General features: G+C 62.9%; 28 protein-coding genes and 1 tRNA gene. 14 read left to right on the top strand and 15 right to left on the bottom strand.

Features of this window, described 5'->3' with window-relative positions:
* Positions 1-291: 291 nt before the first annotated feature.
* Both gloA and IEW63_RS04180 read right to left on the bottom strand, forming a co-directional pair.
* On the bottom strand, positions 292-684 hold the full coding sequence (gene gloA, locus IEW63_RS04185; protein WP_188635299.1) for a lactoylglutathione lyase: 393 nt from the start codon (positions 682-684) through the stop codon (positions 292-294).
* Positions 685-837: 153 nt separating this feature from the next.
* Complete coding sequence (locus IEW63_RS04180; protein WP_188635298.1) at positions 838-2,055, bottom strand: argininosuccinate synthase; 1,218 nt, start codon at positions 2,053-2,055, stop codon at positions 838-840.
* A 205-nt stretch (positions 2,056-2,260) separates the two neighbouring features.
* On the opposite strand from IEW63_RS04180, the gene IEW63_RS04175 reads away from it, so the two are divergent.
* The 4 genes from IEW63_RS04175 to IEW63_RS04160 all read left to right on the top strand — a co-directional run bounded on the left by IEW63_RS04175 (position 2,261) and on the right by IEW63_RS04160 (position 4,254).
* On the top strand, positions 2,261-2,578 hold the full coding sequence (locus IEW63_RS04175; protein ID WP_188635297.1) for a DMT family transporter: 318 nt from the start codon (positions 2,261-2,263) through the stop codon (positions 2,576-2,578).
* A gap of 114 nt (positions 2,579-2,692) precedes the next feature.
* On the top strand, positions 2,693-3,109 hold the full coding sequence (locus tag IEW63_RS04170; protein WP_188635296.1) for a carboxymuconolactone decarboxylase family protein: 417 nt from the start codon (positions 2,693-2,695) through the stop codon (positions 3,107-3,109).
* Positions 3,110-3,187: 78 nt separating this feature from the next.
* Positions 3,188-3,577 carry an MbcA/ParS/Xre antitoxin family protein gene (locus IEW63_RS04165; RefSeq protein WP_188635295.1) on the top strand — a complete coding sequence of 130 codons (390 nt, stop codon included), beginning with the start codon at positions 3,188-3,190 and terminating at the stop codon, positions 3,575-3,577.
* Entirely contained in the window at positions 3,574-4,254 is a 681-nt protein-coding gene (locus IEW63_RS04160) for an RES family NAD+ phosphorylase (RefSeq protein ID WP_188635294.1), read from the top strand. Before IEW63_RS04165 ends, IEW63_RS04160 begins: the two co-directional genes overlap by 4 nt.
* Before the next feature lie 47 nt (positions 4,255-4,301).
* Here the strand turns inward: IEW63_RS04160 and IEW63_RS04155 are convergent.
* Positions 4,302-4,378, bottom strand: a tRNA-Asp gene (locus IEW63_RS04155).
* A 158-nt stretch (positions 4,379-4,536) separates the two neighbouring features.
* Here IEW63_RS04155 and IEW63_RS04150 point away from each other — a divergent pair.
* From IEW63_RS04150 to chrA, 3 genes are all read left to right on the top strand, one after another.
* Entirely contained in the window at positions 4,537-4,707 is a 171-nt protein-coding gene (locus IEW63_RS04150) for a DUF2897 family protein (protein WP_188635293.1), read from the top strand.
* Between the two features lie 91 nt (positions 4,708-4,798).
* A complete protein-coding gene (locus IEW63_RS04145) occupies positions 4,799-5,329 on the top strand; it encodes a DUF2058 domain-containing protein (RefSeq protein ID WP_188635292.1) in 531 nt (176 codons plus the stop codon).
* Positions 5,330-5,342: 13 nt separating this feature from the next.
* Positions 5,343-6,542: a chromate efflux transporter gene (gene chrA, locus IEW63_RS04140; RefSeq protein WP_188635291.1), complete on the top strand. Its 1,200-nt coding sequence runs from the start codon at positions 5,343-5,345 to the stop codon at positions 6,540-6,542.
* A 3-nt stretch (positions 6,543-6,545) separates the two neighbouring features.
* On the opposite strand, the gene rloA3 is transcribed toward chrA, so the two are convergent.
* Positions 6,546-7,238 (bottom strand): retropepsin-like aspartic peptidase RloA3, encoded by a 693-nt coding sequence (gene rloA3 / locus IEW63_RS04135; protein WP_188635290.1) that lies wholly within the window; start codon positions 7,236-7,238, stop codon positions 6,546-6,548.
* Positions 7,239-7,444: 206 nt separating this feature from the next.
* Here rloA3 and IEW63_RS04130 point away from each other — a divergent pair, with 206 nt between their 5' ends.
* Positions 7,445-9,091: a methyl-accepting chemotaxis protein gene (locus IEW63_RS04130; protein WP_188635289.1), complete on the top strand. Its 1,647-nt coding sequence runs from the start codon at positions 7,445-7,447 to the stop codon at positions 9,089-9,091.
* Here the strand turns inward: IEW63_RS04130 and IEW63_RS04125 are convergent.
* Positions 9,081-10,247 (bottom strand): EAL domain-containing protein, encoded by a 1,167-nt coding sequence (locus IEW63_RS04125; protein WP_188635288.1) that lies wholly within the window; start codon positions 10,245-10,247, stop codon positions 9,081-9,083. The two genes, IEW63_RS04130 and IEW63_RS04125, sit on opposite strands and share 11 nt — an antisense overlap.
* Before the next feature lie 144 nt (positions 10,248-10,391).
* Between IEW63_RS04125 and IEW63_RS04120 the strand changes: the two genes are divergently transcribed.
* The gene (locus tag IEW63_RS04120) at positions 10,392-11,714 is read left to right on the top strand and encodes a Na+/H+ antiporter family protein (RefSeq protein ID WP_188635287.1); all 1,323 of its coding nucleotides are present in this window, start codon (positions 10,392-10,394) and stop codon (positions 11,712-11,714) included.
* Between the two features lie 45 nt (positions 11,715-11,759).
* Here IEW63_RS04120 and IEW63_RS04115 read toward each other — a convergent pair whose 3' ends face one another.
* Genes IEW63_RS04115 through IEW63_RS04100 form a run of 4 tightly spaced genes read right to left on the bottom strand, consistent with a single transcriptional unit; the run spans position 11,760 to position 14,395 of the window.
* The gene (locus IEW63_RS04115; protein WP_188635286.1) at positions 11,760-13,088 is read right to left on the bottom strand and encodes a sensor histidine kinase; all 1,329 of its coding nucleotides are present in this window, start codon (positions 13,086-13,088) and stop codon (positions 11,760-11,762) included.
* Complete coding sequence (locus IEW63_RS04110; RefSeq protein WP_188635285.1) at positions 13,085-13,756, bottom strand: response regulator transcription factor; 672 nt, start codon at positions 13,754-13,756, stop codon at positions 13,085-13,087. The genes IEW63_RS04115 and IEW63_RS04110 overlap by 4 nt, the downstream gene beginning before the upstream one ends.
* Positions 13,756-14,094 (bottom strand): PepSY domain-containing protein, encoded by a 339-nt coding sequence (locus tag IEW63_RS04105; RefSeq protein WP_188635284.1) that lies wholly within the window; start codon positions 14,092-14,094, stop codon positions 13,756-13,758. The genes IEW63_RS04110 and IEW63_RS04105 overlap by 1 nt, the downstream gene beginning before the upstream one ends.
* Positions 14,087-14,395: a PepSY domain-containing protein gene (locus tag IEW63_RS04100; protein WP_188635283.1), complete on the bottom strand. Its 309-nt coding sequence runs from the start codon at positions 14,393-14,395 to the stop codon at positions 14,087-14,089. Before IEW63_RS04100 ends, IEW63_RS04105 begins: the two co-directional genes overlap by 8 nt.
* A gap of 121 nt (positions 14,396-14,516) precedes the next feature.
* On the opposite strand from IEW63_RS04100, the gene IEW63_RS04095 reads away from it, so the two are divergent.
* A complete protein-coding gene (locus IEW63_RS04095; RefSeq protein ID WP_188635282.1) occupies positions 14,517-15,596 on the top strand; it encodes a patatin-like phospholipase domain-containing protein in 1,080 nt (359 codons plus the stop codon).
* A gap of 18 nt (positions 15,597-15,614) precedes the next feature.
* On the opposite strand, the gene IEW63_RS04090 is transcribed toward IEW63_RS04095, so the two are convergent.
* From IEW63_RS04090 to IEW63_RS04070, 5 genes are all read right to left on the bottom strand, one after another.
* Positions 15,615-16,118, bottom strand: a complete 504-nt coding sequence (locus tag IEW63_RS04090) for a C40 family peptidase (protein WP_188635281.1) — start codon at positions 16,116-16,118, stop codon at positions 15,615-15,617.
* A 91-nt stretch (positions 16,119-16,209) separates the two neighbouring features.
* A complete protein-coding gene (locus IEW63_RS04085; protein WP_188635280.1) occupies positions 16,210-16,884 on the bottom strand; it encodes a DNA-3-methyladenine glycosylase I in 675 nt (224 codons plus the stop codon).
* 21 nt (positions 16,885-16,905) lie between these two features.
* A complete protein-coding gene (gene ttcA / locus IEW63_RS04080) occupies positions 16,906-17,730 on the bottom strand; it encodes a tRNA 2-thiocytidine(32) synthetase TtcA (RefSeq protein WP_188635279.1) in 825 nt (274 codons plus the stop codon).
* A 104-nt stretch (positions 17,731-17,834) separates the two neighbouring features.
* The gene (locus IEW63_RS04075) at positions 17,835-18,434 is read right to left on the bottom strand and encodes a Yip1 family protein (RefSeq protein ID WP_188635278.1); all 600 of its coding nucleotides are present in this window, start codon (positions 18,432-18,434) and stop codon (positions 17,835-17,837) included.
* 230 nt (positions 18,435-18,664) lie between these two features.
* The gene (locus IEW63_RS04070; RefSeq protein ID WP_188635277.1) at positions 18,665-19,981 is read right to left on the bottom strand and encodes an MFS transporter; all 1,317 of its coding nucleotides are present in this window, start codon (positions 19,979-19,981) and stop codon (positions 18,665-18,667) included.
* Between the two features lie 117 nt (positions 19,982-20,098).
* Here IEW63_RS04070 and IEW63_RS04065 point away from each other — a divergent pair, with 117 nt between their 5' ends.
* Together IEW63_RS04065 and IEW63_RS04060 are read left to right on the top strand one after the other, a co-directional pair.
* Positions 20,099-20,566, top strand: coding sequence for a flavodoxin family protein (locus tag IEW63_RS04065; protein ID WP_188635276.1), 468 nt, complete (start codon positions 20,099-20,101; stop codon positions 20,564-20,566).
* Positions 20,567-20,632: 66 nt separating this feature from the next.
* Positions 20,633-21,112, top strand: a complete 480-nt coding sequence (locus IEW63_RS04060) for a SprT family zinc-dependent metalloprotease (protein WP_373288202.1) — start codon at positions 20,633-20,635, stop codon at positions 21,110-21,112.
* On the opposite strand, the gene IEW63_RS04055 is transcribed toward IEW63_RS04060, so the two are convergent.
* A complete protein-coding gene (locus IEW63_RS04055) occupies positions 21,109-21,900 on the bottom strand; it encodes a spermine/spermidine synthase domain-containing protein (protein ID WP_188635274.1) in 792 nt (263 codons plus the stop codon). The genes IEW63_RS04060 and IEW63_RS04055 overlap by 4 nt on opposite strands.
* 167 nt (positions 21,901-22,067) lie before the next feature.
* Between IEW63_RS04055 and IEW63_RS04050 the strand changes: the two genes are divergently transcribed.
* Together IEW63_RS04050 and IEW63_RS04045 are read left to right on the top strand one after the other, a co-directional pair.
* Entirely contained in the window at positions 22,068-23,894 is a 1,827-nt protein-coding gene (locus tag IEW63_RS04050) for an ABC transporter ATP-binding protein (protein ID WP_188635273.1), read from the top strand.
* Between the two features lie 69 nt (positions 23,895-23,963).
* On the top strand, positions 23,964-26,498 hold the full coding sequence (locus tag IEW63_RS04045) for an acyl-CoA dehydrogenase (protein ID WP_188635562.1): 2,535 nt from the start codon (positions 23,964-23,966) through the stop codon (positions 26,496-26,498).
* Positions 26,499-26,501 lie beyond the last annotated feature (3 nt).

The following is a 26,501-nucleotide window of genomic DNA, read 5'->3' as shown; positions in this document are numbered from 1 at the left end:
GGCCAGCGATCGCCCCGAGGTCGGGGCTCCCACAGAACAGTCTGCTGCCCCTTTCTCAAGAGGGAAGCGAGCCCCGCATCGGCGGCTCCGTGCGCCGGGCCGCCACCCTTAATACCGAACAGTCCTCCGTACTGTAGGGCAACGCCGAATTGCCGGCTTCCCTTGCGGCCGGACCTCCCCCGCGCTGTAGGAGCGGCGACCTCGCCGCGATTGGGCGCGCAAGGCGCGCCCCGCCGCTGGCCGCAGGCGCCGCCACAACCACTCCGAAATCAGAGCCCTGCAGGGCCGGGATCAATCCCCCCGGCTGGGCGACAGCAACTCGATCTTGTACCCGTCCGGATCCTCGACGAAGGCCAGGATGCTCGAGCCATGCTTCATCGGCCCGGCTTCACGCACCACCTTGCCGCCGGCAGCCTTGATCTGCTCGCAGGCCTTGTACACGTCATTCACCTCGATGGCGATATGGCCGTAGCCATTACCCAGGTCATAGCTCGGGGTATCCCAGTTGTGGGTCAGCTCCAGCACGGAGTTTTCCGCCTCGTTACCGTAACCGACGAACGCCAGGGTAAAGCGTCCTTCGGGGTAGTCCTTGCGGCGCAGCAGGGTCATGCCCAGCACATCGGTGTAAAAGCCGATGGACTTGTCCAGATCACCCACACGCAACATCGTATGCAGAAGACGCATATCAGCCCTCCTCAGGGAAATCACAGGATGAATATTGACTGTAGTACGGACCGGTGTCCGTCTGTATGAAAGCTGGCGACAATCCGTTGATGCACACTGGATCACGGATTGCCGCAACGCCTGGTTCGGCTGCCCCGAAGGGCAGCCAGCTGATCAGATCAGCTTGCGCCCCTTGTTCGCGGCAATGCGCAGGCGCAGCGCGTTCAGCTTGATGAAGCCCGCCGCATCGGCCTGGTCGTAGGCACCGGCGTCGTCTTCGAAGGTGGCGATGTTCTGGTCGAACAGCGAGTCATCGGACTTGCGGCCCACCACGATGACGTTACCCTTGTACAGCTTCAGGCGCACCACACCGTTCACGTTCAGCTGGGACGCGTCGATCATTTCCTGCAGCATCACGCGCTCCGGGCTCCACCAGAAGCCGTTATAGATCAGCTCGGCGTACTTGGGCATCAGGCTGTCCTTCAGGTGGGCAACCTCACGGTCCAGGGTGATGGACTCGATGGCGCGGTGGCCCTTGAGCATGATGGTGCCGCCGGGGGTCTCGTAGCAGCCGCGGGACTTCATACCGACAAAGCGGTTCTCGACAATGTCGGTACGACCGATGCCGTTCTCGCCGCCGACCCTGTTCAGATAGGTCAGCACTTCGGCGGGGGTCATTTCCTTGCCGTCGATAGCAACGATGTCACCCTTGCGGTAGCTCAGCTCGATGTAGGTGGGCACATCCGGCGCCGCCTCGGGCGACCTGGTCCAGCGCCACATGTCTTCTTCGTGCTCGGTCCAGGTGTCTTCCAGTACACCACCCTCGTAGGAGATGTGCAGCAGGTTGGCATCCATGGAATACGGCGACTTCTTCTTGCCGTGGCGCTCGATCGGGATGCCGTGCTTTTCGGCGTAGTCCATCAGCTTCTCGCGGGACAGCAGGTCCCACTCACGCCACGGGGCGATCACCTTCACGCCCGGCTTCAGCGCATAGGCGCCCAACTCGAAGCGGACCTGGTCGTTGCCCTTGCCGGTGGCACCGTGGGAGATGGCATCGGCGCCGGTCTCGTTGGCGATCTCGATCAGACGCTTGGCGATCAGCGGGCGGGCGATGGAGGTACCCAGCAGGTACTCGCCTTCGTAGACGGTGTTGGCGCGGAACATCGGGAACACGAAATCGCGGACGAACTCTTCACGCAGGTCGTCGATGTAGATCTCCTTCACGCCCATGGCCTGCGCCTTGGCACGCGCCGGCTCGACCTCCTCGCCCTGCCCCAGATCCGCAGTGAAGGTAACCACCTCACAGCCGTAGGTGTCCTCCAGCCACTTGAGGATTACTGAAGTATCCAGACCGCCGGAATAGGCCAGGACGACTTTCTTTACATCAGTCATTACGCGCTCCCTAGATGAATGTTACCGGCGCAGCGAGAAGGCACCAGCCAAAGGCGGACATTCTACCGCTGCAGCCCCGGAAATTACAGGGGTCCCCTGCCCGCCGGCACCACCCTTTGCTATAATCGCCCCGCTATCAGGAGGACGACCTCCCCCACACCGGGCTTTATCACCAGGACGACCTGGCTCTCCTCCGGAGGTCGCCATGTCCTGGCTCTATCTCATCGTTGCCGGTGTCCTGGAAATCATCTGGGCCTACACCATGAAGCAGTCCTACGGCTTCACCCGACTCGCCCCATCCGTTATCACCCTTGTCGCCATGGTTGCCAGTTTCTGGCTGCTGTCGCTGGCCATGCGCAGCATTCCGCTGGGAACGGCCTACGTCATCTGGACCGGCATCGGCGCCGTCGGTGCGTTTGTCGTCGGTATCACCTTGCTGGGCGAGCCGGTGAACACGCTGCGAATGCTCGCCGCCGTGCTGATCGTCTCGGGTCTGGTGCTGATGAAGATCAGCAGCGTCTGAGCCGGACCGCTGACGGCCGATTCGATTTACCACTCCCTGAATGATATACAGGGTCCGCCGCCCGCCTGCGGCGGCGCTCTTTCAATCACTTTGTCTGGCACACAGGAGACGATCATGACAACCGACCGCTTTCAGAAAGGCATGGACAAGCTCAAGGAACTGACCATCCCCAACGAACAGAGCCCGACCGGCCACATGGAAGTGGGTGAGAGCTTCAAGGACGTTGCCCCGGACCTGACCCGGCTGGTGGTGGAGTTTGCCTTCGGTGACATCTACGCCCGCCCCGGCATCGACAACAAACAGAAGGTGCTGACCACCATCTCCGCCCTCGTAGCCCAGGGCACACCGCAGATCGGCATGCATGTGGTTACCGGCTTGAACGTCGGACTGACCCCCGACGAGATTGTCGGCTGCATCATGCACCTGATTCCCTACGTGGGCTTTCCCCGCGCGCTCAACGCGCTCAAGGTGGCGCAGGAGGTGTTTGCCGAGCAGGGTGTGTCCATATCAACGAAAACTTCCCAGCCGTAAACGAAGGCTATGCAGGGAGAAACTTTGCAAAACATTCCCACAGGGACTACTCTGTCAGCATAAATGAGGGCTGCATATATGCTGGCAAACGAAGAACTCTTCCGGGAGAAAGACCCAAGGCTGGTTACCAATACAGCGATGAATGTCTTCTTCCGCATCACCAGCGCCTGGGGCCTCAAGCCCCAGGAGCAGAAGGTGCTGCTTGGCGACCCGCCCAACTCCACGTTCTACAAATGGCGAAACGGCGAGGGGCCGGTGCTGTCCCGGGACACGCTGGAGCGGGTGTCATACGTCATGGGCATCTACAAGGCACTGCGGGTGCTCTTCCCTACCGAGGAACAGGCCAATGCCTGGCCTAGAAAGCCCAACAGCGATTTTGCCGATCAGAGCGCGCTGACCGTCATGCTCGGCGGCAGCATCACCAACCTGGCGGATGTCCGGCGCTATCTGGACGGGATGCGGGGTTGAAGACCGAGTACCCCACCCTGCTGCCGGACTGGCCACATCTGCATCGTCTGGTGCCCAGCCATTTTCCACCGATCGATCTGTTCGAGTCCGTGGCCGACCCGGATGAGCTGGAAATTGTCTACGCGATAGAAGCCCTGACCAATGATCGGTTGCGGGAGGAAGCCGGCGAGCTGTGGCGGGTGCCCCCTGCCGAGCGCGTCAGTGGGCCAGGCTCCTCTCCGGTGATGGCCGCCTTCACCCATATCGGCATACCCAGCCGCTTCACCGACGGCACCTACGGGGTGTATTACGGCGCCCGTGACCTTGGAACCGCCATTGCGGAAACGGTCTTTCACCGGGAGCGGTTTCTCGCCGCCACCCGCGAGCCGGACACCGAGCTGAACATGCGTCAGTACGTCAACCGCGTCGCACTGCCCATGCATGACGTGCGGGACAATCCGGCGCTGCATGACCCGGACTCCTACCGCTTCCCGCAGCAGGAAGCCAGGCGCCTGCGCAAACAGGGCAGCCACGGCCTGCTCTACCGCAGCGTGCGTGATCCCGGTGGCGAATGCATCGCCGCCCTGCGCCCTACCGCCGTCACCGTCCCGATTCAGGCGGGACATTTCAAGTATGTCTGGAACGGGCACCAGCAGCGGATCATCAGTGTGCTGAAGGTGGAAGAGTTCAGGGCGTGACAGAAATGAAAAAGCCCCCGCATCTCTCGATACAGGGGCTTTCGATATGGCGCAGCGGACGGGACTCGAACCCGCGACCCCCGGCGTGACAGGCCGGTATTCTAACCAACTGAACTACCGCTGCGCATCTGTCCGATGAACTTGTCATCGAAGCAGGCGCGCATTGTATACGTTCGTCCGGGCAAGTCAAGCCGGTCCGTTCAACTGCAGAGTGGATTATTCGCCATCGCGGCAGAGTTGAGCCATTCTTGCCAGTGAAGCTCATGTCTGGGGAGAAACATCATGTCTACCATCGGCTGGATTTTCGTTCTGGTGATCATCGCCACCGTCATCGGCGGCCTGTACATGCTGCGCAAGACCGCCAACAAAATGCCCATCGGTGAGGAGCAGATGAAGAAGATCAAGCAGCGGCAGGCGGAACTGGAGGCTCAGGAGCGCGGGCGCGACCGCTGAGGCGGCATGCCTGCCGCCGAGGTTGTCCCTGTCACCCCGGAACCCCTAGAATGCGCTCTCACTTTCCCGCTGTCACAGGTAGCTCGAACGCATGATCAATTCACTGCAAGCCCAGTTGCTCAAGGCTGGTCTGGTCGATGAAAAGAAAATCAAACAGGCCCAGCGCGCCAAGAAGAAGGCGGCTAAAAATGCGCCTGAGAAGGTGCATGACACCGCCGCAGCGGTGGAGAAGGCCCGCGCCGAGAAGGCCGAGCGTGATCGCCAGCTGAACCTGCAGCGTCAGGAAGAGGCGGCGCGCAAGGAGCGTGAGGCCCAGGCCAGGCAGATCATCGAGCAGGCGGTGCTGGACCGCAGCAGCGGCGAGACCGCTTACCAGTTCGTGGTGAAGAACAAGATCAAGAAGATCCATGTCACCGACGAGCAGTTCGACAGGCTCAGCCGCGGCAAACTGGCCATCGTCCGCCTGTCCGGCAAGTTTCAGGTCATCCCCCTTGACGCAGCCGAGAAGGTCATGGAGCGCGCGCCCCACTGGCCGGTGATCATCGCCAGGGTCGAGGCGGAACAGCCGGACGAGGATGATCCCTACGCAGCCTACAAGATTCCCGACGACCTGATGTGGTGACAGGCCGACTCTCGTGAAGGCTCCTGCCCGACCGGTCGCCGATCACAGTCCCTGGTCGGTTTTTCTCATCTTTCTCCGGCTCGGCCTGACCTCCTTTGGTGGGCCCATCGCCCACCTCGGCTATTTCCGTGACGAGTTCGTGGTCCGCCGCCAGTGGCTGTCGGAGCGCGGTTATGCGGACCTGGTCGCCCTCTGCCAGTTCCTGCCCGGACCCAGCAGCAGCCAGGTCGGCATCGCGCTGGGGCTGACCCGTGCCGGCTACGCGGGTGCGCTGGCGGCCTGGCTCGGTTTCACCCTGCCCTCGGCCATTGCCCTCATTCTGTTCGCCGGCCTGCTGATCTCCCAGGGCAGCCCTGCACCCGGAGTGCTCCAGGGATTGAAGATTGTCGCGGTGGCGGTCGTGGCCCAGGCCATCTGGGGTATGGCCCGCAGTCTGTGCCCGGATCGGCAGCGTGTGACCATCATGGCCGCTGCGACGATAGCGGTGCTGATGCTGACCGGCATCTGGAGCCAGTTGCTGGTGCTGGTGGCCGGCGGTCTGGTCGGACTCATGCTGTTCAGACCTGTGGCGGACCCGCAGCCTGACCGATTCTCAGTGCCGGTCAGCCGCCGCACAGGCACCTTCGCCCTGCTCCTTTTCACCGCCCTGCTGGCGGGTCTTCCCATGCTGGCGGTCCTGTTTCCCGGCGGGCTGGTTGCCCTGACCGACAGCTTCTACCGGGTGGGGGCGCTGGTGTTCGGCGGTGGCCATGTGGTACTGCCGCTGCTGCAGGCGGAGACGGTCGACGCCGGATGGATGGATGTGGATACCTTCCTCGCCGGTTACGGCGCTACCCAGGCGGTACCGGGGCCGCTGTTCACCTTTGCCGCCTTTCTCGGCGCGGCGATGGATACCGGGCTTCCCGGCTGGCTCAACGGATTGCTGTGCCTGGTGGTGATCTTTCTGCCTTCATTCCTGCTGGTGATCGGGGTACTGCCTTTCTGGGAGCGCTTGCGGCATGAGCTGCGGGTTCAGGCGGCGCTGGCCGGGGTGAATGCGGCAGTGGTGGGGTTGCTGCTGGCGGCGTTGTATCAGCCGATGTGGGTCACGGCCATCCGCGGGCCCGGCGATTTTGCCCTGGCGCTGGCGGCACTGGTGGCGCTGATGTTCTGGAAGCTGCCGCCGTGGCTGGTGGTGACGGCCACGGCGGCGGCAGGGTGGTTGCTGGCGTAGACCTTACTCGCCGCCCTCCTGCTCGTCATCTTCTTCCTCCGGCTCGGACGCCTCATCCATCCGGCTGTCGTCCACCAGGGTGGCGTCCTGCTGCATCTGCTGCTGTCGGCTGCGCTCCTCGTCACTGGCCTGCTCCGGGCATTCCAGCGGCAGCAGGAAGGTACTGGATACGTCGATCAGCCCGATATGCTCGATGGTACGGCGCCCCAGCAGAACCGGATAGGTCATGTCGCTGCGGTCACGCAGGGAGAACTGCTCCTCGTAGACACGGTTGCCGATGCACAGGCGCATCTTGACCACCGGGCGGTGATCCTCGCCACCGGCGCCCCGCACCGTGATCTGACGATACAGCGGGCGCTCGAACTTCATCGTCACGTTCTCGCCGGTATCGGCATCCTTGACGTCAACGTCATAACGCACCCAGCGCTTGCCGTCACGCTTGAAGCGCTCCAGGTTGGTGGCGTGCATGGACGAGGTCAAGGCGCCGGAATCGACCTTGACCTTCACGGCAGTCTGCTCCGGCAGGATCAGCGCCTTCTCGATCCAGCCGACGATCACCTTCCCTTCGACATCTTCGGTCAATACCGCATCGGCAGGCGGCTCGGCGGGTTCCGGGGTCCCGGCCAGGGCGACCAGGGGCGTGGCGGACAGCCCCAGCAGGGCAGCAAGGGAAAGGCTTTTGAAAGATAACTGCATAAAAAATATCCCGTTTGAAACAGACAGATAGACCGGACCATCCGCGGAAAGTGCCCTGTGGCGCCGCGCGGCGGCAATGTAGCACGCCCTTCGGGCAGGCGAAAGGCGCAAAAAAGGCTTCAGTATGGGCGTTTGCTGCCGATAAGGCTGCAGGTAGATCGTCAGTAGCCGATCGCAGTTATCAAGAAGAAAAAGTGGAGACGAAAATGGATTTCCTGCGCCGAATGCGGATTACCCAGCGCCTGTGGCTGATTCTGGTGGTAGCCCTTGCCAGTTTGCTGATACTGACTTTCCTGTCCCTCAACCATCTCCGCAAGGAAGTCCACACGGCGGAGATCACCAAGGCCACCCACCTTGCGGAGACCGCCCGCAGCCTGATGGCCGCTTACCATGCCAGGGAACTCAGCGGCGAACTCACTCCCGAGGAAGCCCGCAGTCAGGCCCTGGCCATGCTGCGTCAGCTGCGTTACGACGGCAACGAGTACTTCTGGGTCAATGACATGAACTACGTCATGCTCATGCACCCCTTTGCTCCCGAGACCGAAGGAAAGGATCTGAGCACGCTGCACAGGCCCGGCACGGTGAATCTGATCAAGGAAATGGTCGATATGGCACGCCTCCAGGACACCGGTCACTTCCAGTACGCCTGGGTCAAGCCTGGTGGAGAGATCGGTGTCGACGAACCCGTGCAGCGCCTGGCGGCCTTTACCCATTTCAAGCCGTGGGATTACATGATCGGTACCGGCACCTATCTCACCGAGATGGAAGAGCGCTTCCACAGCCAGATGATCAGCGCCCTTGCCACGGTAGCCATCATTGTGCTGGCCATGCTGGCGCTCATCTATGTCATCGGCCGCAGCATCACCCAGCCGCTGAACACGGTGGTCCAGGCAATGGGCGACATTGCCAATGGCGAGGGTGACCTGACCCGCACACTGGACGGCAATGGCCGGGACGAGCTGTCCCTGCTGGCGCAGCACTTCAATACCTTCACCGACACCCTTCGCAAGCTGGTTGGCCAGCTCGGGGATGGCGCCAATCAGATGATCAGCGCCAGCCATCAGCTGGACCAGATCAGCAACGCCTCACTGGCTGGCATGACCCGGCAGTCCGAGCGCATGGAGCTGATGGCCACTGCCGTCAACGAGATCACCTACGGGGTGCAGGACGTTGCCCAGAATGCCAACGCGGCAGCCCAGGAGGTGGAAAGCGCCAATGAAGGCGCCGAGTACGGCCGCCTGCAGGTGGACAAAACCATAGAACAGATCAACCGCCTCTCCGCCAGCGTAAGCACCGCCGTCGGCCATATGCAGACGCTCTCCTCCGACGCGGATGAGATCGCCACCGTACTGGACGTGATACGCGCCATCGCCGAGCAGACCAACCTGCTGGCGCTCAACGCCGCCATTGAAGCCGCCCGTGCAGGCGAGATGGGACGGGGCTTCGCAGTGGTGGCGGATGAGGTACGCAACCTGGCCCAGCGCACCCAGAAGTCCACCGAGGAAATTCACGACATGATCACCCGCCTGCAGAACAACACCCAGTCGGCGGTGCAGGTGATCCATGAGAGCAGCCGCTATTCGGAGCAGAGCGTGGAGCAGGTCAATGCGGCCGGCCAGGCCCTTGAGCAGATTGCCCAGTCGATGCAGCAGCTGGTGGCGCTCAACGCCTCGATCGCAAGTGCTACCACCCAGCAGTCCACCGTGGTGGAGGATGTGAACCGCAACGTGACCGAAGCGGCGGAGCTGGCACGGGAGACCACCGACGGCGCCCGGGAAACAGCCCAGGCCAGTCAGCATCTGGCACGGATCGGCGAGCAGATCAGCACCCTGCTCGCACGCTTCAGGGTCTGAGGCGACCTACATCGATGTCCACCAGCAACAGGTGCCGACCGTCGTCAATGAACAGACCCGACGTCATGCACTGGCGGTTGCTGCTGGCATCCCGGTAGCGGTTGGAGAGAATCACCCTGTCCTCTCCGGACGCAGCCAGGATCCGGTAGAAATAGGGGCGCCACGACCAGTTGTGATCCAGATACCGCGGGTCCTGCTGCCACCACTCGCCGGTCCATTCGTAGTTCGGTGAAATCTGCGTGCCGTAGGCGTCGCACAGGAAGAAGCGCAGCAGCCAGGGATACTGTGCCGGCGCACGCAGCTGTTCGGGCTTGCCGCCGCGGTCCAGCCACTCGCGCAGTTCACGGAACAGGCCCGACAACGACAGGCGCAACTCGCGCAGTCGACCGCGCTCGGCCAGCTTGCTCTGCACGTACTGATCGCGCAGGTGGGAGAACAGCGGCTGGAAGGTATCTTCCGGCACAAAGCTCTCCTGGGCTGCACCAAAGAGGTAACCCTGGACGTAGCGTGCGCCGCAATCCAGTGCGAAATGCAGGTGTTCTTCGGTCTCCACACCCTCGGCGATGATCCAGCAACCGCTCTTTTCCGCGACCAGCGCCAGGGACTTGACGAAGTCGGAGCTGTTGCGGCTGCCGCCGGTCGCGCTGTGCAACAACTGGATATCCAGCTTGAGAAAGTCCGGTTCCAGGGCGATGACCTGGTCGAGCATGGAATAACCGGTACCGAAGTCGTCCACCGCTACCCGGATACCCGCCTCGTGATAGCGCGCCACTACCTCCTTCAAACGATCCGGGTCCCCTTCCAGGCCGGCGATCTCGAAAACCACCTGCTCGGCAGGCAGACCGACTTCTTCCAGCAGGCTGAGGCTGGGCAACGGCGCCTCCAGACTGACCTGCGCCAGCCATTTCGGCGAGATGTTCAGGCTGAGAAAACCGGCCGGCGTGGCCTGGAAGTGCTCCAGCGCAAGGCGCCTTACGGTGCGATCAAGCTGCAACAGCTCGTGCTGCTCGACGTCGGTACTGTTGAACAGCGGGCCGGCACTGACCACCTCGCCATTGTCCCGGCGCAGTCGCGCGAACGCTTCGTAACCGGCAATGCGCCCCGTCGCGGTATCGATCAGGGGTTGGTAGTGGGGTAGCGGCTGTCCTTCGATCACATCAATATCTCCAGGGTTGGAATCAGCTGATTATGCAAGATTGTCGCCGGAAAGATACCGGCAACGGTCAGTTTGCCAGTTGCGAATGGATCGTTATTGCCCGCTCGGGTATCCTTGCAGCCGATTTTTTCAGAGGAAGCATCCATGAATGCAGTGGTCGTTGCAGTTGCAGTAATGCTTGTTCTCAGCCTGTGCCGTGTGCACGTGGTGGTGGCGCTGATCATTGGCGCGGTGACCGGAGGGCTGCTCGGCGGCCTGACCCTGGATGCCACCCTGCAGGCCTTCCAGGACGGTCTGGGCAAGGGCGCCACCGTTGCCCTGAGTTATGCCCTGCTCGGCGCCTTCGCCGTGGCCATCGCCAAGTCGGGCACCGCTCATGCCCTGACGGATCGCGCCCTGCGCATGATCGACAGCGGTGGCAACGGCAATACCGGCAGATTGCGTCTGGTGCTGCTCGGCATGCTGCTGGTGGCGGCCATGGCATCACAGAATATCCTTCCGATCCACATCGCCTTCATTCCGCTGCTGATCCCACCGTTGCTGTTCGTCATGAACAGGCTGCAACTGGATCGCCGGCTGGCTGCCTGCATCCTGACCTTCGGCCTGATCACCCCGTATATGTTCCTGCCGGTGGGTTTCGGAGCGATCTTTCTCAATGACATCCTGCTGGCGAACGTGCGCGACGGCGGCCTCGACACCACCGGTATCAGCGTCATGCAGGCCATGGCGCTGCCGGCCCTGGGCATGCTGTGCGGCCTGATCGTGGCATTCTTCAGTTACCGCAGAGGCCGCAATTACGCTCCGGCCAAGGCCGCCCCTGATCGCGAAGCCTCCGAGAAGGTCAGGTACACGCCCAGGACATTGCTGGTAGCGCTGGTGGCAATTGTGGCTGCCTTCACCATTCAGCTGTGGTTGAACTCGATGATCATGGGCGCCCTGGCCGGTTTCATCGTATTTTCCCTTTCCGGGGTGGTGCGCTGGCGCGAGGCGGACGACCTGTTCACCGAGGGCATGAAGATGATGGCGATGATAGGTTTCATCATGATTGCCGCCAACGGCTTCGCCTCGGTCATGCAGGCCACCGGGCACATCGAAAGCATGGTTCAGACTTCGGCCGAATACATAGGCCACAACAAGGCGCTGGCGGCCCTGCTGATGCTGGTCGTCGGCCTGGTGATCACCCTGGGCATCGGCTCCTCCTTCTCGACAGTGCCGATCATCGCTGCCATCTATGTGCCGCTGGCCATGCAGCTGGGTTTCAGTCCGCTGGCCATCGTCTCGCTGGTAGGCACCGCTGCCGCGCTGGGCGATGCCGGCTCGCCTGCTTCCGACTCGACACTGGGCCCGACCGCCGGTCTGAACGTTGACGGTCAGCACAACCACATCTGGGACACCGTGGTGCCGACTTTTCTGCACTACAACCTGCCATTGATCGCCTTTGGCTGGGTCGCGGCAATGGTCCTCTGATCCCGGCCTGGGCAGGGCGCTGCCGCGCCCTGCTCCGCCCAGACATCAGTCTATCGGTTGCCGGCGTGCCACCGGCAGCGTCACCTGCACCGCCAACCCACCCAGGTCGCTCTCCAGCAGCTCCAGGCTCCCTCCATAGACGTCCACCAGATCACCGACAATTGCCAGCCCCAGGCCATGGCCGGCCACGCTTTCATCCAGCCGTGTACCGCGCCCGAGTACCTGCTGGCGGTCCTGCTCGCTGATCCCCGGCCCGTCATCCTCGACGCGCAGCTGCAGTGCGTCTGGCAACAAGACCCAGTCCAGGCGCACCCGGCCTGCAGCCCACTTGCAGGCGTTGTCGAGCAGATTACCCAGCAGCTCGAGCATATCCTCACGCTCGAAAGGCCACGGTCGGCCCATCGCCAGCGGCGGATGGAGGATTTCCACCTCTGCACCATGTATCTGTTGCAGTGAGCCGAGCAGCCAGGGCAGATCCTCCGCCGGGTCGAAACGCTGGATACTGTGGCTTTCCGGCGCCAGGCGCGAGCGCTGCAACGCCCGCTCCAGTTGCCGGCGGATATCCTGCAACTGGCGCTGGAGCTGCACCCGGTCTTCCGCCGTCAGGCTGTCCCGGTTCAGCAGGCTCTCGGCTACCGCCAGCGGTGTCTTCAGCGCGTGGCTGAAGTCGCCCAGCCCCTTGCGCGAACGCTGGATGATCTGCTCCACCTGGGCGCCGAGATGGTTGATCTCCCGCACCAGCGGCGACAGTTCCAGCGGGACATTGTCACTGAGCTCCAGACGCTTGCCGGCGTGCCACTCGGCCAGCTCGGTACGCACCGCACGCAGCGGTCGAAGCCCTCGGCGCAGCAACGCATGTTGCAGCAGCAGGCTGACCAGCACGGCAATACCACCCAGCCCCCACAACCAGTTGCGCGCACGCTGGAATGCCAGCAGCAATGGTTGATAGTCCAGCGCCACGGTGATGGTCACCGGCTGGCTCGCCCGACGAAAATGTTGCGAGCGCATCAGCAGTTGCTGGCCGGCTGGGCCCGGCACCAGCTGATTGTTGTGCTGCTCCACATTCACCGCCGGCAGGCGCTCGTCCCACAGGGAGCGGGAGCGCCAGCGCTGGTGGTGGCTTTCGATAATGAAATAGCGGCCGGAGAACGGCCGCAGATAGTCAGGGCCGATCCGCGTCGTGTCCAGCATCAGCCCGCCGGGAGTGGGAGTCATGGCCACCAGAAGGGCATCGCTCTCGCGCTGCAGGTCGCTGCCCAGGTAATCGCGCAGTGCCCGATCAAAAAGCCAGACGGCCCCCTGCCCGACCAGCAGCACCGTGATCAGCATCACCAGCAGCAGACCGCTGCCCAGCTGGCGGCTGATGGACCTCATTCAGGCAGCCCGACCAGCACGTAGCCCTGGCCCCGGCGGGTTTCAATGGCCTGCCTGCCCAGCTTGCGTCGCAGATGATTGATCTGTACCTCGATGACGTTGGAGTCGCGCTCGGCTTCGTTGTCGTACAGGTGCTCAGCCAGCCGGGCCTTGGAAACCAGCTGACCGGCATGCAGCATGAAGCAGCGCAGCATGCGGAACTCGCTGGCGGACAGTTGCACGTTATCCAGTCCGGGGCCGGACACCTGCTGGCTGGCTTCATCCAGCGTCAGGCCGGCGGCACGCAGCAACCGCTGCGGTTCCCGCCCATGACTGCGGCGCAACAGGCCCTGAATGCGCAACAGAAGCTCTTCGGTACTGAAGGGCTTGCCTAGATAATCATCGGCACCGGCACGCAGACCCTCCACCCGCTCCGCCCAGCTGCTGCGGGCAGAGAGAACCAGTACCGGCATGCTCAACCCCTGCTCGCGCCAGGCATGCAATATCTGCAGGCCCCCACGCCCCGGCAGGCCGAGGTCAAGAACACACAGGTCATAGGGCTCCTGCTCGCCAAGCAACTGTGCATCCCGGCCATCGGCGCGCCAGTCCACCACGTATCCCGCCTGGCGCAGGTCCCGCATCAGGCTGTCAGCCAGCGAAACATTGTCCTCGGCAAGCAGCAGCCGCATCAATCATCCTCGTCTATGTCCACATCCAGCAACGCACCGGTTGCTGCATCATATTCCAGTTCAATGACTCGCCGATCCCTGGTGACGATTTCCAGCTCGTAGATGTAACTGCCGTCGTCCCGCTCCAGCTCCGCTTCGAGAAAGCGGCCGGGGTAGCGTTTCAGCGCATCGGCAATCAGCGATTGCAGGGGCAGTATCGCCCCCCGCTCGGTCAGCGCCAGGGCTTCGTCCTGGTCAATTTCATCGGCGCTGGCGAGCGATGCGCCGAGGCCCGTCAGGCCGATACAAAACCAGCCGCACAAGGCGGCTGGCTTCAGGAGACGCTGAAGATCAGTCATCCTGCTCGGTCTTGATGACTTCGCCGGTGGCCGCATTCAGCTTGACTTCCCACTTGGTGCCGTCGTCAGCATCGATATCCAGCTTGTACTCGTAACGGCCGTCCTCGCGCTCCAGATCGCGGTCGGTAATGGTACCCGGCTTGATCGACAGCGCCTTTTCTTCCAGGCTCTCGATGGACTGGATGGTACCCTGCTCGACCAGCTTGGCTGCTTCTTCACGGCCTACATCATCGTCGGCGAAGGCCGCAGTCGATCCCATACCCAGAAGTGCAACACAAGACAGCGCAATAAGTTTTTTCATATCATGAAGCTCCGTTGTTTGAAGACACTTGCAATGCTAGATGGGCAAGCTGAATTCAGGCTTAAAACAAGCTGAACCCAAACTTGAGACAACGGATTTGCCGTTTTGCTCTGGAAAATACATGGTCGCCATACACATCGCTGAACCCGCACTCACCTTACGCGCCGGGAGCCGCGCGTTCGAGCACATTCGTCAGGGCGGGCTGCAGCCCGCCGACATCCACCTCATTCCCGGTGCCGCCGGCGGGCCGAAGGCGCTGGGCATCCAGGGTCTGGACATGGCAGTCTTCGGCCACTGGCTGCCGCAGGCACCGCAGCCGCGCAGCCTGGTGGGCGCATCCATCGGCAGCTGGCGGTTTGCCAGCGTCTGCACCGAGGACCCGGTTGCCGGCCTGCAACGCCTCGGCGAACTGTATACCCGCCAGCGCTTCCCCAAGGGGATCAGCGTGGCGGACATCAGCTTGCGCTGTTCGCGGATGCTGGACGATCTGCTGGACGGCCAGGACGAGCATATTCTCAGCAACCCGCTCTATCGCCTGAACATCATGGTGGTGAAATCCCTGCGCCTGCTGCAGCACGACCGACCGCGCCAGCTCGGGCTGGGGCTGGGCGGGGTCATCGGTTCCAACCTGCTCGGACGCCGTCATCTCAAGCGCTGGTTCGAGCGCGTCATCATCCATGATCAGCGCCTGCCTCCGCCGCTGGAGGAGCTGCAGGACTTCGTTACTACCCATGTCCCCCTGTCACCGGAAAACCTGCGCCCGGCCTTACTGGCTTCAGGCTCCATACCCATGGTGATGGAAGCGGTGCGGGATATCCCCGGCGCGTCCCAGGGCGTGTACCGTGACGGCGGACTGCTGGACTATCACCTCGACCTGCCCTGGCGGGCGCCGGGGGTGGTGCTCTATCCGCATTTCCTCGACCGGGTGGTGCCGGGCTGGTTTGACAAGGCGCTGCCCTGGCGCAAGGCCAATGCGGGACAGATCGGCGATGTGCTGCTGGTGGCGCCATCGCCCGCGTACCTGGCCCGCCTGCCCTACGGCAAGCTGCCGGATCGGCGCGACTACCGTCGCTTCCTCAATGACGATGCGGGGCGCGAGTCATATTGGCGCCGGGCAATGGACGAGAGCAAACGGCTGGGGGACGAGTTCCTCGAACTGGTCAGCAATGGTGGCCTGCAGGACCGCGTCCAGCCGATCTGAGAAAAGCCGGCCGGCCGCTCAGTGATCCAGCACCCGGCGGGCGCTCTGGAAGCTGCGCTGCCAGTAGCTGGCCTGAAGATCATCGATGCGCACGCGCCCGCCGCTGCTCGGCGCATGCAGAAAGCGCCCGTCACCGACATAGATGCCGGCATGGTCCACCCGCTTGCCGCGGGTGGAGAACAGCACCAGGTCGCCGGGCAGCAAGGCGTTGGTCGGCGCCGTGTTGGGCAGCCGGTTGAGCTCGGCGGTAGTGCGCGGCAGGCTCAGCCCCGCGGTTTCACGGAACACGTAATTGATCAGCCCGCTGCAATCGAAGCCGGTCTCCGGCGAGCTGCCGCCCCAGCGGTAGGGGGTGCCGACCAGACTGAAGGCATGGAACAGCAGTTCGTCATGGGATGCTGTCGCCGGTACAGGGCTTTGCGGTACCGGGGCAGGTGCAACCGAGGCTGTCCGAGGCGCTCCGGCACAACCGACCAGCATTGCCAGCCCCAGGATACACAGCGGAAGAAGAAATGGACGCATGCCCCAACCCTGACGAAAAGACCCGAATACCTTGCACGGTCAACAGGTTGAGGTCAAGTCCTGAACGGACGCAGCAGGAATCTGGCGTAACTCAATGATTCACGGTAAAGGCCAGCATGGCTGACAGCTGACCCAAGGTCCTGCCGCTCTGGTCTGCCAGGGTATTGAAGGCCTGCTGCACCGTGGCCAGATCCCGCTGGCTGGTTGCAACCGGTCGGTCCAGCACCCCCATGCCCACCAGCGCGGCCAGTACATCTGCCGTGGTGACGAAGGTATCCCTGCCGACCATCCGCAGAAAGCGCGGCACCGAGAGACCGCCAAGCTGATTGCCCCGTTTTGCCAGCATCCGCCACAGGCCGACAATGTCCTGCGCCGGCCAGTCCGCTATCAGGTTGCCCATGCTGCCGAACTCCTGTCGCAGGTCCAGCACCATCTGCGCGTTACGCGGTACGCTGCGCAGCTTGGCCAGATGGCGTATCAGCCGTCGGTCCTGCATCAGCCGCTCGATATGTTCGGCACTCATCAGCACCACCTTGTCGGGATCGAAGCCGAAGAACACTTCTTCGAATGCCGGCCAGCGGGCATCCACCACGCTGTGCTTCAGGCCGGCGCGAAATACCCGCAGCGCGAGCATCGACAGATAGCGGTCGTCCCCCAATGCCCGCAGCTCGTCGGCGGAACGTGCTACAGGCAGACGCGCCTCGAGTGCCTGGCGCGAGCCGAAGCGGTTAAGGCAGTACTCTTCCAGCCAACGATAATCGCGCATGTGTCGTCCCGGCAGCTCTTCTCAGAGATTCATCACGTTGACGAAGCGAGGCGTTGCATCATCATCCACCTTCAGCCCGGCGAAATCGAACAGCTTCGGGTCCGCCAGCTGGGACGGCTGAACGTTGCGCAACGAGCGGAAGATGTTCTCGATCCGGCCCGGCGCCTCCTTTTCCCACGCCTGGAGCATACCCTTGACAACCTGGCGCTGCAGGTTTTCCTGGGAGCCACAGAGGTTGCACGGGATGATCGGAAATCCGCGCATCTGCGAATAGGCTTCGATGTCCCTTTCGCTGCAGTACGCCAGCGGACGGATGACCACGTTGCGCCCATCATCGGCACGCAGTTTGGGCGGCATCGCCTTGAGATTGCCGCCATGGAACATGTTCAGGAAGAAGGTCTCGACGATGTCGTCCCGGTGATGACCCAGCGCCATCTTGGTCGCGCCTATCTCGTCGGCGAAGGTATAGAGATTGCCGCGCCGCAGCCGCGAGCACAGCGAACAGGTGGTCTTGCCCTCCGGCACCTTCTCCCTGACGATGGAGTAGGTGTCCCGCTCGAGGATGTGGTAATCGATGCCCAGCTCGCTCAGGTAGGCCGGCAGCACATGCTCGGGGAAGCCCGGCTGCTTCTGGTCCATGTTCACTGCCACCAGCTCGAAGCGGATCGGCGCCACTTTCTGCAGATGCATGAGCATGTCGAGCATGGTGTAGCTGTCCTTGCCACCGGACAGGCAGACCATGACGCGATCTCCGTCCTCGATCATGTTGTAATCGGTGACGGCTTCGGCGGTCAGTCGACGCAGACGTTTCTGAAGCTTGTTCTGATTGACACTGAAGCTGGACATGGCGGGAACCCGGGCTGCGCAAAACGCCGCATTCTACCGGTAATCACCGCGCAGAAGAATATGCACTCGTCTTCGCGTGCCGTCCCTGGCCCGCGTCGACTGGTTCAGCGCATGTAGATGGGGCCGATGCCCAGCCCCCAGAAGATTACTGCGGTGGCCATCATGCCGACCAGCACCACCAGCCCCACCGCCAATATCGAGCTGGAGAACAGGAAGCCCTCCTCAGTGGGGATGTTCATGAAGATGGGAATACCCTGATAGAGCAGGTAGGTCGTGTAGCAGATGGCCGCGGTACCGGCGAACATGGCCAGCCACAGATTGGGGTAGAGCGCGGCCAGCCCGGCAATGAACAGCGGCGTCGCGGTATACGCGGCGAAAACCATGCACTCGCTGAGGGTCGGATTGGAATCATAGGTGCGGGACATCCAGTGGATGAAGGCACCCATCACGGCAACACCAGCAAGCATGGCGAGCCAGGTCAGGACGGTCATCTGCAGTGCGCTGGCCTGGGTCAGCCTCACCGACTCCAGCGTCCCTATGGTCCAGCCGACTTGGGTAGTGCCTATGTAGGCCGATACCGCGGGAATGGCCGCCAGCACCAGCACGTGCGCGAGATAGACGGGCCCGAGGGTCGTCTCCCCTGCCCTGATGGTACGCCATGCGCGGTCAGGGTTGGTAAATAGCCCTACAACATTCTGGATCATGGTCTGACCTCCTGATTGTTATTATCCGGCAGCCGGCCCCTCTGCGACATCCTGCCGCACCACCTGACCTTGACTATAGTCAATTTAATGTAAATTTAATCCAGACTTGTTAGAGTGTTTCGCGTTTTGCCTGCCCGGGGTGATAGCGAACAGGTATTAACACAGGAAGTGAGGCGCGCGGCGCCGTAAGCGGTACCGCCACGCTCCATCCGATAGATCAGACTTGTCGTTCAGACCTTCGAGGACCGATCCTCTGCAGGTGCGACTGGCCCGCCTGTGGCCAGCTGCACTTGCTCGGCGTCCGTTTCGGCAAACTCCTCGTCCGGCTTCTGCTCGTCCAGCGCCATTTCCAGCACCTCCGGCGAGGTCTGAACCATCGGGATCTGGTGCGCCGGCTCCTCGACGATGCGCTGGCGGGTGATGCGCCAGTGGTAGAGACTGTATGCCACGCACAGCGCAAACATGGCGGCGAAGTACAGCGGCAGTGACAAGGCCGAGGTGACCCCCATCAGCCAGCCCGCGATGGCTGGGCCGATGGCCGAGCCTATCCCCTGCAGCAGGAGGATCCCGGCGCTGCCGGCAAGCACATCTTCCTTGCGCAGATGGTCGATCAGGTGTGCCACCACGGTGGGATAGACGGCGAAGGAACCCGCGCCGAAGATCAGCGCACCGATCAGCAATCCGCTGGCGGTAGAGGCCAGTACCACCATCAGCACGCCACCGAAGGCGGCCAGGCCGGACACCAGGGCCAGCGCCAGCCGCCGATCGATCCGGTCGGAGATCATGCCGATGGGCCACTGGAATACCGCCCCGCCCACAATGACCAGCGACATGAAGGTGGCGATCTGGCCGGTATTCATGCCCATGCGCGCGGCGTAGATCGCAGCCAGACCCCAGAACGCCCCCATGGCCAGACCGACCAGTACCGCACCGACGCAGGCCACCGGTGCCGCTGCCCACAGCAGCTTGAGGGACAGGCCCGGTGTATCGGTAATTTCCGGCTGCGGCAGTCGGGTCGCCACCACCGGCATCACGGCAATGATCACGAAGAACGCGGCAACGCCGAACATCAGGTTGGTCAGCGGGTTGCTGAATTGCAGCAGCTGCTGGGCCAGGGCCAGGGCGCCCAGGTTCACCAGCATGTAGACGGAAAACACCCGCCCCCGCCGCTCCTTGGGCGCACCGGAGTTCAGCCAGCTCTCGATGGAGGTATACACCCCGACCAGCACCAGACCGGTGGCCAGCCGTAGCAGCATCCAGAAGAGCATGTTGACGAACATTACATGCAGGATGATGCAGGCGGCAGTGCCGGCGGCAAAGAAGGCGAAGGCGCGGATATGCCCCATCCGCCGTATCAGGCGCGGGCAGACCCAGGTGCCGAGCATGAAGCCGGCAAAGTAGGCCGAGCCGAAGAGCCCCAGTACCTGATCGGAGAATCCTTCGGCATCACCCCGCAGGGGTACCAGTGTGTTGAGAAGTCCCGTGCCCATCAGCAACAGCGCAATGCCCGTCAGCAAGGCACTGATGGTGGTAACAATCCGCAGCATGCAAGGCCCCTGAAACAGCAAGTGGTACCAGAACAAGCTATATCAGGATCGCCGATCTCGCCATTTCCGGACACAAACCCTTACACTGGCCAGCCCCCTTTCCAGAGGAGTGTCTTCATGTCTGCACGACAGCTGTTACTGGTCGCCCATGCCCCTTCGGATAATACCGCCAGGCTCAGGGATGCCGTACTGCGTGGTGCCAGCGCATCCACCATCGAGAACGTAAAGGTGCGCTGGGTCGCCCCGCTGGAAGCGACGCCTGATGACGTACTTCAGGCCGATGCCATCATTCTGGGCACCACCGAGAACCTGGGCTACATGAGCGGTGCGCTCAAGGACTTCTTCGACCGCTGCTACTATCCGGTGCTGGAGCGCAAACAGGGCATGCCCTGCGCGCTGTATATCCGCGCCGGCCATGACGGCACAGGCACCCGCCGGGCCATCGAATCCATCGTCACCGGGTTGCGCTGGAGCTGGGCCCAGGACCCGCTGGTACTGCGTGGAGACTGGCAGCCGGGTTTTCTCGACCAGGCCGAGGAGCTGGGATTGTACATGGCCGCCGGGCTGGACAGCGGCATTTTCTGATCGCTCGCCTGCCGGCACTCCCCGTCTGGCTGGCAGCCCCGTATAATGCCGCCCATGGATCAGATCATGTATCGCCTCGAGCAGTGTTACCGGCTCGCCGAGCAGCACTTCAACCGTTCGTTCGAACGTCCCCAGGTGCGTCTGGATCTGCGCGGGCAGAAGGCGGGCGTGGCCTACCTTCAGCGCAACCTGCTGCGCTTCAATGCCCAGCTCTACCGCGAAAATCGAGAGGATTTTCTGCAGCAGACCGTGCCGCATGAGGTTGCGCACCTGCTGGCCGAAGCGCTGTATGGCGGCCGTATCCGCCCACACGGGCGCGAATGGCAGGGTCTGATGACGGGCCTGTTCGGCCTGCCAGCCAATCGATGTCATGACTATGCGGTGCCGCAGAAACGCGGCACCCGTTATCTGTACCGCTGTGGTTGCCCCGAGGGCATCCCCTTCACGCCCCAGCGTCATGCACTGGTGCGCCGGGGCAGACGCTACAGCTGCCGGCGTTGCGGTGACCCGCTGCACTTCACCGGACAGCGGCAGGTCGTCGGCTAGCCGATATCGTGGCGGGACAGTACGTCGGCGGCACGGTGCAGATTCGTGATGTAGGGCTCCAGCGAATAGCCCAGCCGCGGCTGCAACCCGACGGCCCAGGCCTGCATGGCCGGTTTGTCCAGCGGCAGCGGCGGCTCGCCGACCGCAGGCACGAACAACAGTATGTTGCCCTCCTCCACCTGAACCTGGAGGAACTGGTCACCGAACAGGTCGGCCAGCATGGCCGCCGCATAGGGCAGCCCGGTTTCGCCCATCTGCCACTGGTTTATCACGAGCACACCACCGGGCCGCAGCGCCTGCTGGCACTTGCGGAAGAACTCCGCCTGCAGCTGCAGGCGTGAAAGCCCGCCTTCGAGATAGAGGTCGACCAGCAGCAGGTCACAGCTGGCTGGCGCATTACCGATGTACTTCTCGGCGCACCCTATGTGAACCTGCAGCCGCGGGTCGTCGCTCAGCCCAAGCCACTCCCGCGCCAGCGCCAGCACCTCTTCACGCAGCTCCACTATCTGCACCCGGGAGGGCTCGAAATGCCGGACCAATGCGTTGGCCAGCGCGCCGCCGCCGAGCCCCAGCAGCGTCATGTCCGGATGGGGGCGCGCCCACCAGGTGCCCAGCAGCATGGCCCGGGTATAGTCGTACTCCAGCCAGGCCGGGTCGGCAACATGGACACAGCTCTGCTCGGTGAGCTCACCGAAATAGAGAAAGCGGTACCCCTCGCCGTTCTCGGTAATGCGCAGCGCTCCGTAGTCGTCCCTGCGTCGTTCGAGCAGGGTTTCGCGTCCACCCATCAACTTTCTCCACCAAACCAGCAACCTGGACATGATCACCTCTCATCGGTGCTGCCATTGTGGGCCAATTCCCGCCGCACGTCATATATCCGCTGCTCCTTCGCTTGAGCAGGGTGCAAGCCAGCGCGCATAATAGCGGGCCTTCGCTGTTGCCATAGGCTGCCCCCATGTTCCGCTGGTTCGAACGTCGTCTTGATCCCTTCCCTGCCGAAGAGCCCACCCAGCCACCGAAGAAGCTGCTGGCGTTCTGCGTGCATTACACGCGGGGGTCCTGGCCCTACCTCACCGCCGCCGCGCTGCTGATGGCCGGCATTGCCATCACCGAGGTCTGGCTGTTCAGCTTCCTCGGCAATATCGTCGACTGGCTGTCCAATCAGGACCGCAGCACCTTCATCCAGAACGAAGGCTGGAAGCTCACCGGCATGTTCCTGGTGGTGATGGGCCTGCTGCCGCTGCTGATTCTGGTCAACTCGCTGTTCAGCTACCAGACGCTGATGGGCAATTACCCCATGCGCATCCGCTGGCTGATACACCGTTACCTGCTGCGCCAGTCGATGACCTACTATCAGGACGAGTTCGCCGGGCGCATCTCCACCAAGCTGATGCAGACCGCGCTGGCGGTACGCGAATGCGTGATCAAGCTGATCGACGTGCTGAACTACGTGGCGGTGTACTTTCTCGGTACCCTGCTGGTGGTCGGGCTGGCCGACTGGCGCCTGATCCTGCCCCTGCTGGGCTGGGCTGTCGGCTACGGGCTGATGATGTGGCACTTCATTCCGCGGCTCGGCAAGGTCGCCGAAGAACAGGCCGATGCCCGTTCGATCATGACTGGCAGCATCGTCGACAGTTATACCAATATCCAGACCGTCAAGCTGTTCTCCCACTCCCAGCGCGAAGCCGCCCACGCACGGGCAGGCATGACCGGCTTCATGGACACCGTGTACCGGCAGATGCGGCTGGTGACGCTGGTCAACGTCTCGCTTTATCTGCTCAACGGAGTGCTGCTGGCCAGTGTCACCGGCCTGGCCCTGTGGCTGTGGCTGCAGGAAAGCATTGGCGTGGGCGCCGTGGCAGTGGCCGTGGGTCTGGTGCTTCGGTTGTGGGGGATGTCCCAATGGATCATGTGGGAGATCTCTGCGCTGTTCGAGAATATCGGTACCGTGCAGGATGGCATCAACTCGATCTCCCGCCCGCAGCTGGTCGTGGACCGACCGGACGCCAGCGAGCTGAAGGTCGATCGCGGCGAGATCCGCCTGGAGCAGGTCAGCTTCCATTATGGCAAGGGCCACGGGGTCATCGAGGACATGAACCTGCATATCCGTCCGGGTGAGAAGATCGGTCTGGTCGGTCGCTCCGGCGCCGGCAAGTCCACCCTGGTGAACCTGCTGCTGCGCTTCTATGACGTGGAGAGCGGGCGCATCCTCATCGACGGGCAGGACATTTCGGAGGTGACCCAGGACTCCCTGCGCCAGCATATCGGCATGGTCACCCAGGACACCTCGCTGCTCCATCGCTCGGTACGGGACAATATCCTCTACGGTCGCCCTGATGCCACCGAGGAAATGATGCTGGCGGCGGCGCGCAGCGCCCATGCCGACAGCTTCATTCCCGAGCTGAGCGACGCCAGGGGACGGCGCGGATACGACGCCCATGTGGGCGAGCGCGGCGTCAAGCTGTCCGGTGGTCAGCGCCAGCGTATCGCCATCGCCCGGGTGATGCTCAAGGACGCGCCCATCCTGATCCTCGATGAGGCGACCTCCGCGCTGGATTCGGAGGTCGAGGCGGCCATCCAGGAAAACCTCTATCAGCTCATGGAAGGCAAGACGGTGATCGCCATTGCCCACCGGCTGTCCACCATCGCCGAGATGGATCGGCTTATCGTCATGGACGAAGGGCGGATCGCCGAGGACGGCAGCCACGATGAGCTGATAAGGCACGGCGGCCTGTACGCGCAGCTGTGGACGAGGCAGTCGGGGGGCTTTCTCGGGGAGTAATGCACAGCCCGGCGGCAGCTACTATCCTGATGGGTGGTTTCCCAATTCGACCCCAAGGAGTGCTGCATGTTGACCCTGCTATGGTTGCTGGGCCTGATCCTGATTATTGCCGTACTGGCGTGGAAGCGCGTCGGACTGATGAATGCCAGCGTGGTGGTCGGCGGCTATCTGCTGGCGATGACCCTGCTTGGACCTGTGCACTGGTTCATCGACCTGCTGCTCTGGGCACTGTTTCTGGGGGTCGCCATCCCGCTGAACATGACCGACTGGCGCCGTCGCAGCATCACCACGCCCCTGTTCCACTGGTTCCGCAAGGTATTGCCGCCCATCTCCGACACCGAACGCGAGGCGCTTGAGGCCGGCACGGTCTGGTGGGACGGCGAGATATTCACCGGCCGGCCTGACTGGAACCGGCTGCACAGTTATCCGCAGCCGGTACTGACCGAAGAGGAGCAGGCCTTTCTTGACGGACCAGTGGAAGAACTGTGCCGGATGACCAACGAATGGCAGATCACCACCGAGCTGCAGGATTTGCCCGAAGAAGTCTGGCAGTTCATCAAGGACAATGGCTTCTTCGGCCTGATCATCCCGAAGGAGTATGGCGGCAAGGGTTTTTCCGCCTTTGCCCATTCCCAGGTTGCGATGAAACTGGCCAGCCGCAGCGGTGACCTCGGCTCGACAGTGATGGTACCCAACTCACTTGGCCCCGCCGAGCTGCTGCTGCATTACGGCACCGATGAACAGAAGAATCATTACCTGCCCCGCCTGGCTGCTGGCCAGGAGGCGCCCTGCTTTGCCCTCACCTCCCCCGAAGCGGGATCCGATGCCGGTGCCATGCCGGACCGGGGCATCGTCTGCCGCGGCGAGTGGGAAGGTCAGGAGGTACTGGGCCTGCGGGTGACATGGGAGAAACGTTACATCACCCTCGGCCCGGTCGCCACGCTGCTCGGGCTGGCCTTCAAGGTGTACGACCCCGACGGCCTGCTCGGCGAGCGGGAGGAACTGGGCATCAGCCTGGCACTCATCCCTACCAACACGCCGGGTATCGAGATCGGCCGCCGGCACTTCCCCCTCAATGCGGCCTTCATGAACGGCCCGAATTCCGGTACCGATGTGTTCATCCCCATGGATTATCTCATCGGCGGTCAGGAGATGATCGGCCATGGCTGGAAGATGCTGATGAACTGTCTGGCGGTCGGCCGCTCTATCTCCCTGCCCGCCGGCGGCACCGGCGCAGCCAAGATGGCCAGCATGACCACCGGCGCCTATGCCCGCATCCGCCGGCAGTTCAACATGCCCATCGGCGAGTTCGAGGGCGTGGAGGAGGCCCTGGCGAGGATCGGCGGCAACACCTATGTGATGGACGCGGCGCGGCGCATGACGGCGGGCGCGGTGGACCTGGGTGAAAAGCCCGCGGTGCTGTCCGGGGTGGTCAAATACCACATCACCGAACGCATGCGACAGTGCATGAACGACGCCATGGACGTGCATGGCGGCAAGGGAATCTGCATGGGCCCGAAGAATTACCTGGGCCGCGGTTACCAGTCGGTGCCCATCTCGATCACTGTCGAGGGGGCCAATATCCTCACCCGCAGCATGATGATCTTTGGTCAGGGCGCCATCCGCAGCCATCCTTTTGTCCTGCAGGAGATGCTCGCCACCCAGGATCCCGACGAACAGCAGGCCATTGCACGCTTCGATGCGCTGCTGTATGAGCACATCGGCCACGCGCTGGGCAATGCAGCAGGCAGTCTGCTGCTGGGTCTGACCGCCGGCTGGCTGGCACCGTTGCCGGACCATCTGGACCATGGCCCCCGACGCCGGAACCTGCGACGAAGTGGCAACGACAGCCCGCGCAAGACGCCCGATTACCGCCACAGCGCCCATGCCGGGGATGCCGATATCCGCCGCTACTATCGGCAGCTCAGCCGGCTGTCTGCCGCCTTCGCCACGCTTACCGACACCAGCATGCTGATGCTCGGTGGCGAACTGAAGCGCCGGGAGCGGCTGTCCGCCCGACTCGGGGATGTGCTCAGCTACATCTATCTGGCCAGTGCCTGCCTCAAGCACTATCACGATCAGGGCGACCCCGTGGAAGACCTGCCGCTGCTGCGCTGGGGTGTGGAAGACCTGCTGGCGAAGATTGAACAGGCGATGCATGAGATCCTGCTGAATTTCCCCGACCGCGCCGTGGGCATTGCACTCCGGGTGATCATCTTCCCCCTCGGCCGGCGCCTCAAACCGCCGAGCGATCTCACCTGCCACAGGGTCGCCCGCCTGCTGATGACACCCGGCCCGATGCGGGACCGGCTGCTGGATGGATGCTATGTGAGTGAAGATCCGACGGATGTGACGGGCCTGCTTAACCACAGTCTGGGACAGATTATCCTGGCCGACCCGATCGAACAGCGTCTGGCCAAGGCCCGCCGTTCCGGCGAGCTGGACCACGACAGCGATGCCGACGAACTCGCCGTCGCCGCAGAAAGCGGCGTGATCAGCCCAGAGGAAGCCAAGCTGGTGAGAGAAGCCAGGGAAGCCCGGCGGGCAGTGATCGAAGTGGACGACTTCTCACAGGAGGAAATGCGCCCGCGGCAGGCGGGGTAAAGG

This window comes from Halopseudomonas pertucinogena, assembly GCF_014646575.1.
Taxonomy (GTDB): domain Bacteria; phylum Pseudomonadota; class Gammaproteobacteria; order Pseudomonadales; family Pseudomonadaceae; genus Halopseudomonas; species Halopseudomonas pertucinogena.
Note: the sequence above shows the minus strand (reverse complement) of the source record. Positions and strands in the feature narration are given on the sequence as shown.

Excerpts from the sequence above, each read along its gene's own strand:
- IEW63_RS04170 (WP_188635296.1), top strand. The coding sequence starts at position 2,693 with ATGACAACCGACCGCTTTCAGAAAGGCATGGACAAGCTCAAGGAACTG.
- IEW63_RS04120 (WP_188635287.1), top strand. The coding sequence starts at position 10,392 with ATGAATGCAGTGGTCGTTGCAGTTGCAGTAATGCTTGTTCTCAGCCTG.
- IEW63_RS04145 (WP_188635292.1), top strand. The coding sequence starts at position 4,799 with ATGATCAATTCACTGCAAGCCCAGTTGCTCAAGGCTGGTCTGGTCGAT.
- IEW63_RS04085 (WP_188635280.1), bottom strand. The coding sequence starts at position 16,884 with ATGCGCGATTATCGTTGGCTGGAAGAGTACTGCCTTAACCGCTTCGGC.
- IEW63_RS04075 (WP_188635278.1), bottom strand. The coding sequence starts at position 18,434 with ATGATCCAGAATGTTGTAGGGCTATTTACCAACCCTGACCGCGCATGG.
- IEW63_RS04110 (WP_188635285.1), bottom strand. The coding sequence starts at position 13,756 with ATGCGGCTGCTGCTTGCCGAGGACAATGTTTCGCTGGCTGACAGCCTG.
- gloA (WP_188635299.1), bottom strand. The coding sequence starts at position 684 with ATGCGTCTTCTGCATACGATGTTGCGTGTGGGTGATCTGGACAAGTCC.
- IEW63_RS04055 (WP_188635274.1), bottom strand. The coding sequence starts at position 21,900 with ATGGGTGGACGCGAAACCCTGCTCGAACGACGCAGGGACGACTACGGA.
- IEW63_RS04090 (WP_188635281.1), bottom strand. The coding sequence starts at position 16,118 with ATGCGTCCATTTCTTCTTCCGCTGTGTATCCTGGGGCTGGCAATGCTG.
- IEW63_RS04070 (WP_188635277.1), bottom strand. The coding sequence starts at position 19,981 with ATGCTGCGGATTGTTACCACCATCAGTGCCTTGCTGACGGGCATTGCG.
- IEW63_RS04165 (WP_188635295.1), top strand. The coding sequence starts at position 3,188 with ATGCTGGCAAACGAAGAACTCTTCCGGGAGAAAGACCCAAGGCTGGTT.
- IEW63_RS04065 (WP_188635276.1), top strand. The coding sequence starts at position 20,099 with ATGTCTGCACGACAGCTGTTACTGGTCGCCCATGCCCCTTCGGATAAT.
- ttcA (WP_188635279.1), bottom strand. The coding sequence starts at position 17,730 with ATGTCCAGCTTCAGTGTCAATCAGAACAAGCTTCAGAAACGTCTGCGT.
- IEW63_RS04115 (WP_188635286.1), bottom strand. The coding sequence starts at position 13,088 with ATGAGGTCCATCAGCCGCCAGCTGGGCAGCGGTCTGCTGCTGGTGATG.
- IEW63_RS04060 (WP_373288202.1), top strand. The coding sequence starts at position 20,633 with ATGTATCGCCTCGAGCAGTGTTACCGGCTCGCCGAGCAGCACTTCAAC.
- IEW63_RS04105 (WP_188635284.1), bottom strand. The coding sequence starts at position 14,094 with ATGACTGATCTTCAGCGTCTCCTGAAGCCAGCCGCCTTGTGCGGCTGG.
- IEW63_RS04095 (WP_188635282.1), top strand. The coding sequence starts at position 14,517 with ATGGTCGCCATACACATCGCTGAACCCGCACTCACCTTACGCGCCGGG.
- IEW63_RS04175 (WP_188635297.1), top strand. The coding sequence starts at position 2,261 with ATGTCCTGGCTCTATCTCATCGTTGCCGGTGTCCTGGAAATCATCTGG.
- IEW63_RS04150 (WP_188635293.1), top strand. The coding sequence starts at position 4,537 with ATGTCTACCATCGGCTGGATTTTCGTTCTGGTGATCATCGCCACCGTC.
- IEW63_RS04100 (WP_188635283.1), bottom strand. The coding sequence starts at position 14,395 with ATGAAAAAACTTATTGCGCTGTCTTGTGTTGCACTTCTGGGTATGGGA.
- IEW63_RS04180 (WP_188635298.1), bottom strand. The coding sequence starts at position 2,055 with ATGACTGATGTAAAGAAAGTCGTCCTGGCCTATTCCGGCGGTCTGGAT.
- IEW63_RS04130 (WP_188635289.1), top strand. The coding sequence starts at position 7,445 with ATGGATTTCCTGCGCCGAATGCGGATTACCCAGCGCCTGTGGCTGATT.
- rloA3 (WP_188635290.1), bottom strand. The coding sequence starts at position 7,238 with ATGCAGTTATCTTTCAAAAGCCTTTCCCTTGCTGCCCTGCTGGGGCTG.
- IEW63_RS04050 (WP_188635273.1), top strand. The coding sequence starts at position 22,068 with ATGTTCCGCTGGTTCGAACGTCGTCTTGATCCCTTCCCTGCCGAAGAG.